General features: G+C 70.0%; 14 protein-coding genes. 7 read left to right on the top strand and 7 right to left on the bottom strand.

Annotated features, from left to right (window positions below):
• Positions 1–135: 135 nt before the first annotated feature.
• Entirely contained in the window at positions 136–1,347 is a 1,212-nt protein-coding gene (locus tag ABZ906_RS26685) for an ABC transporter ATP-binding protein (RefSeq protein WP_361386634.1), read from the top strand.
• Positions 1,348–1,547: 200 nt separating this feature from the next.
• A complete protein-coding gene (locus ABZ906_RS26680) occupies positions 1,548–2,333 on the top strand; it encodes an ABC transporter permease (protein ID WP_361182440.1) in 786 nt (261 codons plus the stop codon).
• Between the two features lie 3 nt (positions 2,334–2,336).
• Here ABZ906_RS26680 and ABZ906_RS26675 read toward each other — a convergent pair whose 3' ends face one another.
• A complete protein-coding gene (locus ABZ906_RS26675; protein WP_361181380.1) occupies positions 2,337–2,669 on the bottom strand; it encodes an ATP/GTP-binding protein in 333 nt (110 codons plus the stop codon).
• Between the two features lie 211 nt (positions 2,670–2,880).
• On the opposite strand from ABZ906_RS26675, the gene ABZ906_RS26670 reads away from it, so the two are divergent.
• Positions 2,881–3,933: an LLM class flavin-dependent oxidoreductase gene (locus ABZ906_RS26670; protein WP_361181382.1), complete on the top strand. Its 1,053-nt coding sequence runs from the start codon at positions 2,881–2,883 to the stop codon at positions 3,931–3,933.
• A gap of 70 nt (positions 3,934–4,003) precedes the next feature.
• Here the strand turns inward: ABZ906_RS26670 and ABZ906_RS26665 are convergent, their stop codons facing one another.
• Positions 4,004–4,396 (bottom strand): SCO5389 family protein, encoded by a 393-nt coding sequence (locus ABZ906_RS26665; protein ID WP_361181384.1) that lies wholly within the window; start codon positions 4,394–4,396, stop codon positions 4,004–4,006.
• 212 nt (positions 4,397–4,608) lie between these two features.
• Here ABZ906_RS26665 and nucS point away from each other — a divergent pair, with 212 nt between their 5' ends.
• Positions 4,609–5,280, top strand: coding sequence for an endonuclease NucS (gene nucS, locus ABZ906_RS26660; RefSeq protein WP_361181386.1), 672 nt, complete (start codon positions 4,609–4,611; stop codon positions 5,278–5,280).
• Positions 5,281–5,359: 79 nt separating this feature from the next.
• Here nucS and ABZ906_RS26655 read toward each other — a convergent pair whose 3' ends face one another.
• From ABZ906_RS26655 to ABZ906_RS26640, 4 genes are all read right to left on the bottom strand, one after another.
• Entirely contained in the window at positions 5,360–7,834 is a 2,475-nt protein-coding gene (locus tag ABZ906_RS26655) for an ATP-binding protein (protein WP_361386631.1), read from the bottom strand.
• 257 nt (positions 7,835–8,091) lie between these two features.
• Positions 8,092–8,415, bottom strand: coding sequence for an STAS domain-containing protein (locus ABZ906_RS26650; protein WP_160507247.1), 324 nt, complete (start codon positions 8,413–8,415; stop codon positions 8,092–8,094).
• 162 nt (positions 8,416–8,577) lie between these two features.
• On the bottom strand, positions 8,578–9,426 hold the full coding sequence (locus tag ABZ906_RS26645) for a 3-hydroxyacyl-CoA dehydrogenase family protein (RefSeq protein ID WP_361181391.1): 849 nt from the start codon (positions 9,424–9,426) through the stop codon (positions 8,578–8,580).
• Positions 9,427–9,582: 156 nt separating this feature from the next.
• The gene (locus ABZ906_RS26640) at positions 9,583–10,224 is read right to left on the bottom strand and encodes a TetR/AcrR family transcriptional regulator (RefSeq protein WP_361386628.1); all 642 of its coding nucleotides are present in this window, start codon (positions 10,222–10,224) and stop codon (positions 9,583–9,585) included.
• A gap of 102 nt (positions 10,225–10,326) precedes the next feature.
• Here ABZ906_RS26640 and ABZ906_RS26635 point away from each other — a divergent pair, with 102 nt between their 5' ends.
• The 3 genes from ABZ906_RS26635 (at position 10,327) to ABZ906_RS26625 (ending at position 12,523) form a co-directional block, all read left to right on the top strand.
• Positions 10,327–11,109: an ATP-binding cassette domain-containing protein gene (locus ABZ906_RS26635; protein ID WP_361386625.1), complete on the top strand. Its 783-nt coding sequence runs from the start codon at positions 10,327–10,329 to the stop codon at positions 11,107–11,109.
• A 72-nt stretch (positions 11,110–11,181) separates the two neighbouring features.
• A complete protein-coding gene (locus ABZ906_RS26630) occupies positions 11,182–11,937 on the top strand; it encodes an ABC transporter permease (protein WP_361181397.1) in 756 nt (251 codons plus the stop codon).
• 13 nt (positions 11,938–11,950) lie between these two features.
• Positions 11,951–12,523 carry a cob(I)yrinic acid a,c-diamide adenosyltransferase gene (locus ABZ906_RS26625; RefSeq protein WP_361181399.1) on the top strand — a complete coding sequence of 191 codons (573 nt, stop codon included), beginning with the start codon at positions 11,951–11,953 and terminating at the stop codon, positions 12,521–12,523.
• On the opposite strand, the gene ABZ906_RS26620 is transcribed toward ABZ906_RS26625, so the two are convergent.
• Positions 12,520–13,095: a hypothetical protein gene (locus tag ABZ906_RS26620; protein ID WP_361386622.1), complete on the bottom strand. Its 576-nt coding sequence runs from the start codon at positions 13,093–13,095 to the stop codon at positions 12,520–12,522. The genes ABZ906_RS26625 and ABZ906_RS26620 overlap by 4 nt on opposite strands.
• Positions 13,096–13,171: the final 76 nt, after the last annotated feature.

The following is a 13,171-nucleotide window of genomic DNA, read 5'->3' as shown; positions in this document are numbered from 1 at the left end:
CCCGGATGTCTCTGGGGTCGCCCCCCGAAAATTGCGGCACTTGTCTTTGGCTGGAACCGTCAGCTCCCCGTTATCCTCCTAACCCTTACGGGGGCGTGTGCCCCGACGTCCTGAACCATTCGATGGGTGCGGAGAATGATCGAGGCAGTCGGCCTGACGAAGCGCTACGGCGCCAAGACAGCCGTGTACAACCTTTCCTTTCAGGTGCGGCCCGGCACGGTCACCGGCTTCCTGGGCCCGAACGGCTCCGGCAAATCGACGACCATGCGCATGATCCTCGGGCTCGACCAACCCACCACGGGCCAGGTGACGATCGGCGGCTACCCGTACCGCAAGCTCCCCAACGCCCCCCGCCAGGTCGGCGCGCTGCTCGACGCCAAGGCGGTGCACGGCGGCAGGCACGCCCGCAACCACCTCCTGTGCCTCGCGCAGCTCTCCGGCATCCCGGCCCGCCGGGTCGACGAGGTGCTGGGCGTCGTGGGCCTCCAGGAGGTGGCGAAGAAGCGCTCCAAGGGCTTCTCGCTCGGCATGGGCCAGCGCCTGGGCATCGCCGCGGCGCTGCTCGGCGACCCGCAGGTGCTGCTCTTCGACGAGCCGGTCAACGGCCTCGACCCCGAGGGCATCCTCTGGGTCAGGAACCTGATGAAGTCCCTCGCCGCCGAGGGCCGTACGGTCTTCGTCTCCTCGCACCTCATGAGCGAGATGGCGCTCACCGCGGAGCACCTGATCGTGATCGGCCGCGGGCAGCTGCTCGCCGACATGAGCGTCAAGGACTTCATCTCGCACAACTCCGCCGACTTCGCCCGGGTGCGTACGCCGGAGGGCGACGTGCAGCAGCGCGAGAAGCTCTCGGCCGCGCTGTCCGAGGCGGGCGGCCAGGTCATGCCCGAGCAGGACGGCGCGCTGCGCGTGACCGGCCTTCCGCTCCCCCGCATCAGCGACCTCGCGCACGGCGCGGACGTCCGCGTGTGGGAGCTCTCGCCGCACCAGGCCTCGCTGGAAGAGGCATACATGCGGATGACGCAGGGCGCCGTCGACTACCGCTCCACGGTCGACCAGCGCGCCGGTCTCCAGCAGCAGCTGCCGCCGGGCGCGATGCAGCAGCAGCCGATGCCGGTGCCGGGACAGGGCCAGCCGGGGTGGTACGCGCCGCCGTCGCCCCAGCAGGGCGGCCAGCCGTTCGCGATGCCGCAGGGCGCGCCCCAGGGAGCCCCTGGCGCACCGCAGGGCCCCCCGCAGGGTCCCCCGCCGGGCACCCCGAACCCGTACGCGGCCGCGGCCCCGCAGGCGCCCGCCTCCGCCCCCGCTCCCGACATGACCAAGCGAGACAGCGAGGACCCCCGATGACCACGCCTCCGACTCCGCAGCCGCAGGCGCAGCCCCAGCAGGCACCCCAGCAGGCGTACGCACAGGCGGGCGCTCCCGTGCCGCAGGGCGCTCCCCCGCAGGGCGCCCCGATGCAGCAGGGCGGTCCTGTTCCGCCCGGCGGCGCCCCGATGGCTCCCCCGCCGGCCGCCCCCGCGCCGCCCTCCGCGTGGCAGCAGGCGATGAACAACGCCTACACCTCGCCGATCCCGGTCAAGAAGACCCACCTCGGCAACGCCCTCGCCTCCGAGTGGACGAAGATCAAGTCGGTCCGCTCGACGATGTGGACCCTCGGCGTCTTCTTCCTCCTGGTCGTCGGCATCGGCCTGCTGGTGGCCGGACAGACCGAGCCCCGCGACTACGCGGACGTGCCGTTCACCATCCCGGCGTTCTTCGGTCTCGTGCTCGGCCAGATCTGCCTGATCACGCTCGGCGTCCTGGTGACGTCGTCCGAGTACGGCACGGGCATGATCCGTACGACGTTCACGGCGTCGCCGCAGCGCTACCGCGTGCTCGCCGCCAAGATCCTGATCTTCTTCGTGATCGCCTTCGTCGTCTCGGCGGGCTCCATCCTGCTCGTGGGCCTGATGACGTCGGGGATGAACAGCGGCCCCGAGGCGGGCGACGTCGACTGGGCGGGCACGGTCCTCAAGGGCGGGCTCTACGTCTCGCTCCTGGGCGTCCTCGCGCTCGCCGCAGGATCGATGCTGCGGCACTCCGCGGGCGCGATCACCGCGATGCTCGGCGTGGTCCTGGTGCCCGCGATCCTGCCCGTGTTCCTGATGATCTCCGAGGGCACGCGCCCGCTCGGCGAGAAGATGATGGACTACAACGCCATCAACTCACTCGCCAAGATCTTCGAGATGGACGGGAACGGCACCGGCACCTCGCAGCTGCTGCTGCTCGTCGGCGTGACGGCGGCCGCGATCGTCGGCGCCTTCGCCCTGCTCGAGAAGCGCGACGTGTAGCCGTCAGTACCTCGGCGCGTTACGGGACCGCTGCACCCGCGTGGTGCGGCGGTCCTTCGCGTTCCAGCACGCCTTGTGCCAGTGCCTGCGCTCGTCCACGCCCGAGTGCTCGGGCCAGGCCACCACATGGGCGACGCCGGACGGGATCTCCTGGTCGCACCCAGGGCAGCGGTAGGTCTTGCCGGCCGCACTGGAGCCCGCGACATGCCGCAGGCTCCACTGCTCGCCCTGCCAGTTCTCGGTGGACTGGAAGCCGCCGTAGCGGCCCGAAGGTTCCGCGTCCGTGCGCGGGCCGTCTTCTCCGGCGCCCTTCGGGCGGTTGCGACGCGGGGACACGAGACACCTCACGGGATGTACGGAAGTCAGGGGTGCGTCCAGCCTACGCGGCGCCCGCAGGGGTACGCGCCCCGTACGAACCCCCACAGATCCCCCCTGCATTTCGCAGAAAATCCGTCAATCTTCATGCCAAGCCGTGCCTTTGGCACGTGTCATGCGTTGTTGCCCTTAGGGGGAGTGCCTGCGTCGGCGCCAAGGAGGCAGGAGTGCGATGCGTGTAGGTAGTTTTGTTCTGGCCGCCCAGTTCCCGGGACAGGGGCAGGGGGAAGCGCTGCACCGTGCGGTGCGGTCCGCCGAAGTGGCCGAGGAGGCGGGCCTGGACTCGGTCTGGCTCGCCGAGCACCATTTCGTGCCGTACGGCACATGTCCGTCCGCCGTGACCCTCGCCGCGCTCCTTCTGGGGCGTACGCGGCAGATCCGCGTCGGCACCGCCGTGAGTGTCCTGCCGACCGTTCATCCGGTCGCCCTGGGCGAACAGGCGGCGCTGCTGCACCTGACGTCCGGCGGGCGTTTCTCGCTGGGTGTGGGGCGCGGAGGACCGTGGGTGGACCTGGAGGTCTTCGGGTCCGGTCTCGACGCGTACGAGAAGGGCTTCCCGGACTCGCTCGACCTGCTGCTGCGGTGGCTGCGCGAGCCCCGCGTCGCGAGCGACGCGGACCGTTTCCCCTTCCGCGAGGTGGCCGTCGTGCCGCGCCCGCAGGAGGCGCTGCCCCGCTCGGTCGAGGAGGCCGGGGAGGCGGCCGGCGAGCCCGAGGTGATCGTCGCCTGCACCTCTCCGTCCAGCGTGCGGCTCGCGGCGGAACGCGGCCTGCCGATGCTGCTCGGCATGCATGTCGGCGACGAGGAGAAGGCCGAAATGGTGGCGTTGTGGCGGCGGCACGCGCGCGCCTCGGGGCGCACGCCGGAGGAAGTCCACCGGGCTCCGCATGTCTCCGCCGGGGTCGCGCAGATCGCGGACCGGCGCACGGACGCGGCAGAGACACTGCAGAAGGCGATGCCCGGGTGGCTCAAGCAGGGCCTGGACGCCCATGTCACGGTCGACGGCCGCGCGCGGACGATGCGGGATCCGCTCGCGTACACCGAACTGCTCTGCGGACTGCACCCGGTGGGCACCCCGCAGTTGTGCGCCGACCGTATCGCGGCGACCTCGGAGCGCACGGGGATCACCCGCTTCGCGCTGCTTGTCGAGGGCTCGGGCGACCTGGCGACGACGGAGGAGAACGTCCGCAGGCTCGGCGCCGAAGTGCTGCCCCAGCTCGGCTGATCCGCTGGGGCGGGGAGCTGCCGCTCCGGTACTAGAACACCTCCCGCGTACGGAGCGGCAGCTCAGAGCGTCAGCAGTCCCGCAGCGTGGGTGACTGGTTGAGCAACTGGCCACGGATCGAAGTGAAGCGGGCGAGCCGGTCATCCACGGACGCGTCCAACGGGAACACGGCCACGCGGTGGCAGTTCTGGAAGGCGAGACGCACTCCGAAGTGGCGCTGCAGAGCGCCGCGAATCGCGTCACTCGCGAGCGCCCGCAGAAGCTGGCCGCGTGCCTGCTCGTTCGGTGGCGGCGTCTGGTTGTCGGCGAACTCGCCGCCGTCAACCTTCAGCTGTGCCACCAGGGAGCTGATCATCTCCCATGCATAAGGCAGGGAGGTCCGGACGCAGTCGACGAATTCTGCTTCATCGACCTCGCCTCGCTCGGCCTGTTCCAACAGCGCCGGTGAGACGTCGAGCGACATGGGTTCTCCTCTCGCGCCCCCGGGGAGCGGGGGCTCACGGACAGGGAAGGAGTCCGTACACGCAGCGTGCACGCACGACGACCTCCTGCTTATACGTTAAGCATCGGACCCGCGCTGCACCAGGAGATTGGGAACATAACCGGCCAGGATCGAACAGGGGTATCGGTGGAGGAATCGCGCGGACCACCCGGGGTCGAGTAGCGTTGCGCCCCATGCGTCTCGTCATTGCCCGATGCTCCGTTGATTACGCGGGCAGGCTCACAGCCCATCTCCCGTCGGCCCCCCGCCTGATCCTTGTGAAGGCGGACGGCAGTGTCTCGATCCATGCGGACGACCGGGCCTACAAACCCCTCAACTGGATGTCCCCGCCCTGCACCTTGAAGGAGGGGACGGGGGACGACGAGGGTGTGTGGACCGTCGTGAACAAGGCGGGCGAGAAACTCATCATCACGATGGAAGAGATCCTGCACGACTCCTCGCACGAACTGGGCGTCGATCCGGGCCTCATCAAGGACGGCGTGGAAGCGCACCTCCAGGAACTGCTCGCCGACCGGATCGAGACGCTCGGAGAGGGCTATTCGCTGATCCGGCGCGAGTACATGACGGCGATCGGCCCGGTGGACATCCTCTGCCGCGACGCCGAGGGACAGACCGTCGCCGTCGAGATCAAGCGACGCGGCGAGATCGACGGCGTCGAGCAACTCACGCGCTATCTGGAGCTGTTGAACCGCGATCCGCACCTGGCCCCCGTCAAGGGCATCTTCGCCGCCCAGGAGATCAAGCCCCAGGCCCGCGTGCTCGCCACGGACCGCGGCATCGGCTGCACCGTCCTCGACTACAACGCGATGCGCGGCATCGAGGACGACAAGCTGCGGCTGTTCTGAGAGGTGTACGTGTGAGGGGGCCGGGTCCGTCAGGACCCGGCCCCCTCACACGTCTGTCGGTCAGATCGACGGCGACCCGTCAGATCGACGGCGACGTGCCGGAAGAACTGCCGCTCGTCGCCGGGCTGCTCATCGGGCTGCTGCTCGCGGGGCGGCTCGCCGAGTTCGAGGTGTCCGGGGACGACGGCGGGTCCGGTGTCGGTTCCGTGGTCGTCGGCGGAGGGGTCGTCGGCGGCTTCGTCGTGGGCGGCTTGGTCGTCGGCGGCTTCGTGGTCGGCGGCTTGGTCGTGGGCGGCTTCGTGGTCGGCGGCTTCGTCGTCGTCGGCTTGTCGGACGGCTTGTCCGAGGTGTCGTCGGACGGCTTGCCGCTGTCGCTCGGCTCGTCGGACGGTTCGCCGCTTCCGCTCGGCGCTCCGTCGTCGGCCGTGCCGGGGATGTTGTCGGGTCCGTCCTCGTCCGGGCGGCTCGTCGAGTCCTTCGCGGGCTTGTCGGCGGTCAGGCCGTCGTCGTCCTGGTCCTGGCTCGCCGACTGCTCCGTCTTGACCTTGTCGGGCGGGTTGTCGTCGTTGTCGGACGTCGCGCCGAGGGTCACTACGGTGCCGAGGACCGCGGCGAGGAGGGCTCCCGCGCCCGCCGCCACGAGGTTGCGCCGGGTGCCGTTGACGATGGAGCGGCGGGTCGGTGCCGGTCCCGCGCCCGCGGCGGGCGAGGCGTTGCGGGTGACCAGGGTCTCGGGCTCCGGGGGCGGTACGGGCAGCGCGAACGCCGCCGGCACGCCGCCGGGCGGCGACGCCGACTCCTCGTGGCGCGCGTCGGGCAGCTCTTCGCCCGCTGCCGGGCTCGCGCCGGACAGCACCCCGCCGGAGCGGTCGGCGACCAGGGCGAGGGCCCTGCGGCCCGCGATCATGCCCCGCTTGTCGGCGAGCGCGCCGCGCAGGCCGATGGAGGCCTCCAGTTCGGCGCGGGCCCGGTCGAGCTGTCCGCCGCAGAGCGCGAGGATGCCGAGCTCATGGTGGAAGTACGCCTCTTCGGCGACCTCGCCGGCGGTCCGCGCGGCTTCCTGGCCCGACCGCAGGGCACGCTCCCAGGGGCCCCAGCCGAGCCCTCCCGCGAAGGCCGGAGCGACCGTACGGGCGAGCAGTACGGCGGCGCTGTCCTGCCCCGCGACCAGGACGCCGAGGGCGGCCAGTACGGCGTCCGCCTCGGCCACGACCCGCTCCGGGCCGACCGAGGGGTGCCCGGCCCACCAGGCGTAGTGCTGGGCGGCGCTCTGGGCGTGCTCGGCGGTGTCGTCCGCGTACCCGGAAGCCTCCAGCTGGGTGCGCACCCCGGCGGCGAGCCGGTAGTGCGAGCCGACCGGCGTGACGAGCGCGGTGGAGACCAGCTCGGCGAGGGCCGCGTCCGCGTGGGTGTCGCCGACGAGTGCGGGGAGGTGCACCTGGTGCGGCAGCTCTCCGCCGAGCGCGACGGCGAACCGCAGCGTGGTGCGCGCCGACGGGCTCAGCCGGGACGCGAGCAGCGCCGCGGGTGCCGCGCCGTCGGCGAGCGAGGGAAGCGGTACGTCGTGGCCCTCGGCACCGAAGGGCGCGTCGACCGGGGCCTCGGCGTAGTAGCCGTACTCGTCGAAGGCGTTCGGGTCGGCGCGCAGCTGGTCGCACTGGCGCAGCAGGGCGCCCGCCTGGACGAAGCGCAGGGGCAGCCCCTCCGACTCGAACCACAGGTCGCCGGCCCAGCCCGCTTCGTCGTCGGTGAGGACGCGGCCGACGGCGCGCTCCAGGAGTTCGAGGCTGCCGCTGCGGCCCAGGCCGCCGAGGAAGACCTCTTCGAGGTGCGAGTCGGGTGACGGCGCCGCGACGTCGGGCGTGGCGGAGATGAGGAAGGCGCACTCGGGCGTGGCGTCGAGCAGCTCCTCCAGGGCGGCCGCGCCGAACTCCAGGTCGTCGAGGACGACGACGGCGCCGATCTCGTGGACGAGTTCGAGCAGGAGGGCGCGGTCGGGGCGGTGCAGCGGGGCGTTGTAGACCACGTTGAAGAGGTCATGGAGCAGTTCGCCGGACGTCTTGTGGTAGCCGGAGAGCCGGATGACGCCGTCCGGTGCGAGGTCGGCGCAGTCCTCGGCGACGGCGCTCAGGAGCGACGTGCGCCCGGAGCCCGCGGGACCGGTGAGCCGCACCGAGCGCCCGCGTGCGAGCAGGCGCACGAGCCGCTCGCGCTCCTCCTGGCGCTCCAGGAGCGGCATCCGGGGCAGGACGGGTCCCGGCGGTACGGGCGGCGCCGACGCGCGGCGCAGTTCGGCACGCTCGGCGGCGGTGCGCTTGACGGGCTGCGCGGGCCGCTCCCCCGGCGGGCAGGGCTCGATCTCGCTGCCGTCGACGGGGTTCACGGTGAGCAGGAAGTCGCCCGACACGAGCTGGACGGTGCGGGCCAGCGTGGGCGCGGGCTGTCCGAAGTCGGGTGTCAACGGATCGCGCGGTGGCCGCGCCGGGCGCGCGGAGTCGTCGTCGTTGATGTCGTCATGGCCGTACTCTTCCGGTCCCCGGTTCATCGGGTCCATGGTCAAAGCCCCCCAGATGCGTCGTGTACACAGCCCCCTCCGGCCTTGTGCACACTGCGCTGTCGCTTCTGGTCCGGTGCCCCCGCTCGGGCGTCTGTCTTCGTCATGACGGTGGGCGACCGAACCCTAGACCTTCGCTCAGTATCTCCGAACGGGCGGGGTACCGCGCCGTCCGAGACGTCACAGCTTCGTGAGGATTGTGCGCGAGATGCGTTTCACTCCCGAATCACACCCGAATCGCCGGGGATGATCGCGGATCACACGCGGGGCAGGGATTCCACCCCGATGCCACCCTCGATGGCCAGAATGCGGTGCAGTCGGGTGGCGACCAGCAGGCGCTGCATCTGGGGCGGCACACTGCGCAGCACGAGCCGGCGTCCGCACCGTCCCGCGCGCCGGTGTGCGCCCATGATGACGCCGAGTCCCGTGGCGTCCCACGAGTCGAGTTCGGACAGGTCGAGCACCAGGTCACCGGCTCCGTCGTCGACGGCCGAGTGCAGGACCGTTCGGGCGTCCGCCGCGCTGCGTACGTCGAGGCGTCCCCCGACGACCAGCTGGGCCTGGTCGCCCCTGATGTGCATATGCGCTCCCCGAGAGTGCTGAGTTTTGTGTGACGTGTGTTCCGTAAGCCGTCTGCGTATGTCACTGCAACTGACTGCCGCATGGGCAAGGAAGTTGCCGTCTGTAAGCGAACCGATACCGAATTCACTCCGAGGGGTGACCCCGCAAAGGCGGCGGAGACGTCAGTGCTTGTAGAAGCCCTGCCCGCTCTTGCGACCGATGTCACCGGCGTCAACCATCCGGCGCATCAGCTCGGGCGGTGCGAACTTCTCGTCCTGGGACTCCGTGTAGATGTTGCTCGTGGCGTGCAGCAGGATGTCGACGCCCGTCAGGTCGGCGGTCGCCAGCGGTCCCATGGCGTGGCCGAAGCCGAGCTTGCAGGCGATGTCGATGTCCTCGGCGGTGGCGACACCCGACTCGTAGAGCTTCGCGGCCTCGACGACGAGCGCCGAGATCAGACGTGTCGTCACAAAGCCCGCGACGTCGCGGTTCACGACGATGCAGGTCTTGCCGACAGACTCGGCGAACTCCCGCGTACGGGCGAGGGTTTCGTCGCTGGTCTTGTAGCCGCGCACGAGTTCGCACAGCTGCATCATCGGCACCGGCGAGAAGAAGTGCGCGCCCACGACCCGCTCCGGACGGTCCGTCACGGCGGCGATCTTCGTGATCGGGATGGCAGAGGTGTTCGACGCGAGCACGGCGTCCTCGCGCACGATCTTGTCGAGCGTCCGGAAGATCTCGTGCTTGACCTCGAGCTTCTCGAAGACGGCCTCGACGACGATGTCCGCGTCGGCGACGGCGTCCATGTCGGTGCTCGTCGTGATGCGCCCGAGTGCCGCATCGGCGTCCTCGGCGGCGAGCTTGCCCTTGCTCACGAACTTGTCGTACGACGCCTTGATCCCGTCGGTGCCACGGGTCAGGGCCTCATCGGTGACGTCGCGCAGAACGACGTCCCAGCCCGCCTGGGCGGAGACCTGAGCGATGCCGGACCCCATGAGTCCGGCTCCGATGACGGCGAGCTTCCGTGCCACTGTTCCGACTCCCCTACCGCTTATCACGTCTGGCTTACACGCTGTTTACGTTTGCCCTTCCGGCGCACGTTAGCGGTCGTGAGCGCGAAGGTGGCCGTGAAGAGACGCGCGTCACGTCTCAGATGACGGACATCACACTGGTACGCCTCACCCGGGTCATTCAGCGGCCCGTACCGCGTAGTTGAGGACCTTCTCGCCGAGCAGGTCCTCCATCTCGTCCAGCAGGACGAGCGCGTCGCGGGACACCTCCCCGGGCGCCCGGCACTTGGTCATCTCGTCGCCGATCCAGGCCATGAGCGTGCTGTGCACCCACGAGAGCTGACCCGCGATCAGTCCGGGCATGGAGTCGCCCTCCTCGGCCCCGGCCTCCTCGGCGAGGGTCTTCGTGAGGTGTCCGAGCGCCTGCTGCTGGATCTCCCAGAGCCGGGAGCGCAGGGCGTGGGCCTCGGTGATGACCTTCATGAAGTCGGCCCAGCCCGGAAAGAGCCCGACGTGCGGCGAGACGCCCTCGACGTCCGCACGCAGTGCGCGCAGGACGGCAGCGGCGGCGGACTCCCCCGTCCGGCGGCTGCGCACATAGCCGGAGAGCCGGTCGACGACGGCCTCGCCGCGGTCGAGGAAGAGGTCCTCCTTGACCGGGAAGTAGTTGTAGACCGTGTTCACGGAGACGTCCGCGGCTTCCGCGACCTCCGCGACGGTCACCGTGACGAAGCCGTGCTCCAGGAAGAGCCCCGTCGCGATGTCCGAGATCCGCTGCTTGGTCTGCCGCTTCTTGCGCTCCCTGAGTCCTTCAGCCATGGGTTCACCCTACGGCCACTGGCTAGGGCAACTGAAAACTTGGAGTGACTTAAAAACTTGGTGTCATTGCAAAATTTAAGAGACTCTGTTTTTGTGGTCGCCATGGCAATCATCAGTACGGCCGGACTCACCCGGACCTTCCGGACCAAGCGCGGCACCGTCGAGGCCGTGCGCGGCATCGACCTGACCGTCGGCCCCGGCGAGATCCTCGGCTTCCTCGGACCGAACGGCGCGGGCAAGACGACGACCCTGCGCATGCTCACCACGCTCCTGCCGCCCACCGACGGCGCCGCCACCGTCGCGGGCGTCGACCTGGCCCGCGACCCGGCTTCCGTACGGCGCAAGATCGGGTACGTGGCCCAGTCCGGCGGCGTCGACCCGAACATCTCCGTACGCGAGGAACTGGTCACCCAGGGCCGCCTCTACCGCCTGACCAGGCCCCGGGCCGACGCCAGGGCGCGGGAGCTTGCCGCCGACCTGGACCTCACCGACCTCCTCGACCGCAAGTGCGCGACTCTCTCCGGCGGCCAGCGGCGGCGGCTCGACATCGCCATGGGGCTGATGCACCGGCCCGAGGTGCTCTTCCTCGACGAACCGACCACCGGGCTCGACCCGGGCAGCAGGGCCGACCTGTGGGCGCTCGTACGGCGGCTGCGCGACGACCACGGCACCACCGTCGTCCTGACCACGCACTATCTCGACGAGGCCGACGCGCTCTGCGACCGCCTGGTCGTCATCGACAAGGGCGTCGTGGTCGCCGAGGGCACGCCGAGCGCGCTCAAGCTCCGGTACGGCGGCTCCGTCGACGCCTCGCTCCAGGACACCTTCCTCGCCGTCACCGGACGCGACCTCGCCCCCAAGGACACGGCGCCGGTCGCCGTCTGAGCCCTCGAAGCACTCGAAGCCCTCCAGGCCCTCTACGCCCTCTACGCCCTCGAAGCCCCCGGGACCTCACCCATGTCTGCGTTTCTCTCCGACACCGCACTGATCTTCGGGCGGTACGCCCGCCAGACCCTGCGCTCCAAGTTCCAGATCCTCTTCGGCGTCCTGATGCCGCTGCTCTACCTCCTCTTCTTCGGCCCGCTCCTGACCGACCTGCCGCTCGGCTCGCGCGGTGACTCCTGGCAGGTACTCGTGCCGGGCCTGCTGCTCCAACTCGGCCTGTTCGGAGCCTCGTACAGCGGATTCGCGATCATCATCGAGAAGCAGTTCGGGGTGGTGGAGCGGATGCGGGTGACGCCGGTCAGCCGACTCGCACTCCTGCTCGGGCGGGTGCTCCGTGATGCCGCGCTCTTCGTCTTCCAGGCGGTCCTGCTCGTCCTCGCGGCCGTGGTGATGGGCCTGCGGGCGCCGCTCGCCGGCATCCTCATCGGCTTCGCGTTCGTGGGGGTCCTGACGGTCGTCCTCGCGTCCCTCTCGTACGCCCTTGCGCTGCTCGTCTCCAAGCCGCACGAGTTCGGCCCCGTCATCAACGCGGTCAGCATGCCCTCGATGCTGCTCTCCGGCCTGATGCTGCCGATGGCGCTCGCGCCGGGCTGGCTCGACGTGCTCTCGCACTTCATGCCGTTCCGCTATCTGGTGGACGCGGTGCGGGCCGCCTACGTGGGCGACTACGCGGGTACGGCGATGCTGTACGGGGTCCTGACGGCCGCCGTGCTCGCCCTGGGGTCCGTGACGGTCGGCACACGTGTCTTCCGGAGGGCGGGCGCGTAACTAGGCTGGCCCCATGGTCAATCTGACGCGCATCTACACCAGGACCGGCGACCAGGGCACGACCGCCCTCGGCGACATGAGCCGCACCGCCAAGACCGATCTGCGGATCTCTGCGTACGCCGACGCCAACGAGGCCAACGCCGTGATCGGTACGGCGATCGCCCTCGGACAGCTCGACGAAGCGGTCGTGAAGGTCCTGGTCAGGGTCCAGAACGACCTCTTCGACGTTGGCGCCGACCTGTCCACGCCGGTCGTGGAGGACCCGAAGTACCCGCCGCTGCGTGTCGAGCAGTCCTACATCGACAAGCTGGAGGCGGACTGCGACCGCTTCCTCGACGAACTCGAGAAGCTCCGCAGCTTCATCCTGCCGGGCGGTACGCCGGGTGCGGCGCTCCTGCACCAGGCGTGCACCGTCGTGCGACGGGCCGAGCGGTCCACGTGGGCCGCGTTCGAGGTGCACGGGGAGGTAATGAATCCGCTGACGGCGACCTATCTGAACCGCCTCTCCGACCTCCTGTTCATCCTGGCCCGTTCGGCCAACAAGGAGGTCGGAGACGTGCTGTGGGTGCCGGGCGGCGAGCGTTAGAGCCTGCTCAGGGAGTTCTGCTTCTCCTCGCCGTCCGGTACCTCCGGCGTTTTCTTCGGGAACAGTGTGTACGACCCCGCGATGATCACGTTGATGCCGATCACCCACAGCATCCGCTGCTGCCACATCCGCAGTGAGTCGGTGTCCCCGTCGCCCCCGACGTACCAGATCGCACCCTGAAGCAGCGCCATGGCGATCAGGGCGGCAAGGACCCAGCGGGCCGCGATCTTCCACTCGTGGACGGCGCGGGGCATCCCGTACTTGGGGGTCGAGGGCGGCGGGCCCCCGGCAAAACGGTGGGCGACGCGGACGTCCACCCACTTGATCGTGTAGTGGCCGAGCGCGACGGAGTAGCCGATGTAGACGGCGGCCAGACCGTGCTTCCAGTCCGGCTCCGCGCCGTTCTTCAGGTCGATCGCGGTGACGACCAGGAGGACGACCTCCAGGAGCGGCTCGCACAGCAGCACCGCGACACCCGCGCGCGGCATCTTCGCCGCGTACCGCAGGGCGAGGCCCCCGGCCAGCAGTACCCAGAAGCCGACCTCACAGATGATGATCAGCGTGACGATCACGGTTCGCTCCTCTCGGTCACCTTTCCAGGCTCCCGTCGGACCGGCCGCGGATCATCGTCGCCAGTGACGAAGTGAC

This window comes from Streptomyces sp. NPDC046925 (genome assembly GCF_040644915.1).
Classification (GTDB): Bacteria; Actinomycetota; Actinomycetes; order Streptomycetales; family Streptomycetaceae; genus Streptomyces.
This window is presented reverse-complemented; position numbering and strand designations above follow the sequence as displayed.

What these genes read in the sequence shown, in the direction of transcription:
- ABZ906_RS26685 (WP_361386634.1), top strand. Translation starts at nt 136, where the DNA reads ATGATCGAGGCAGTCGGCCTGACGAAGCGCTACGGCGCCAAGACAGCC.
- ABZ906_RS26680 (WP_361182440.1), top strand. Translation starts at nt 1,548, where the DNA reads ATGAACAACGCCTACACCTCGCCGATCCCGGTCAAGAAGACCCACCTC.
- ABZ906_RS26670 (WP_361181382.1), top strand. Translation starts at nt 2,881, where the DNA reads ATGCGTGTAGGTAGTTTTGTTCTGGCCGCCCAGTTCCCGGGACAGGGG.
- ABZ906_RS26665 (WP_361181384.1), bottom strand. Translation starts at nt 4,396, where the DNA reads ATGTCGCTCGACGTCTCACCGGCGCTGTTGGAACAGGCCGAGCGAGGC.
- nucS (WP_361181386.1), top strand. Translation starts at nt 4,609, where the DNA reads ATGCGTCTCGTCATTGCCCGATGCTCCGTTGATTACGCGGGCAGGCTC.
- ABZ906_RS26655 (WP_361386631.1), bottom strand. Translation starts at nt 7,834, where the DNA reads ATGGACCCGATGAACCGGGGACCGGAAGAGTACGGCCATGACGACATC.
- ABZ906_RS26650 (WP_160507247.1), bottom strand. Translation starts at nt 8,415, where the DNA reads ATGCACATCAGGGGCGACCAGGCCCAGCTGGTCGTCGGGGGACGCCTC.
- ABZ906_RS26640 (WP_361386628.1), bottom strand. Translation starts at nt 10,224, where the DNA reads ATGGCTGAAGGACTCAGGGAGCGCAAGAAGCGGCAGACCAAGCAGCGG.
- ABZ906_RS26635 (WP_361386625.1), top strand. Translation starts at nt 10,327, where the DNA reads ATGGCAATCATCAGTACGGCCGGACTCACCCGGACCTTCCGGACCAAG.
- ABZ906_RS26630 (WP_361181397.1), top strand. Translation starts at nt 11,182, where the DNA reads ATGTCTGCGTTTCTCTCCGACACCGCACTGATCTTCGGGCGGTACGCC.
- ABZ906_RS26625 (WP_361181399.1), top strand. Translation starts at nt 11,951, where the DNA reads ATGGTCAATCTGACGCGCATCTACACCAGGACCGGCGACCAGGGCACG.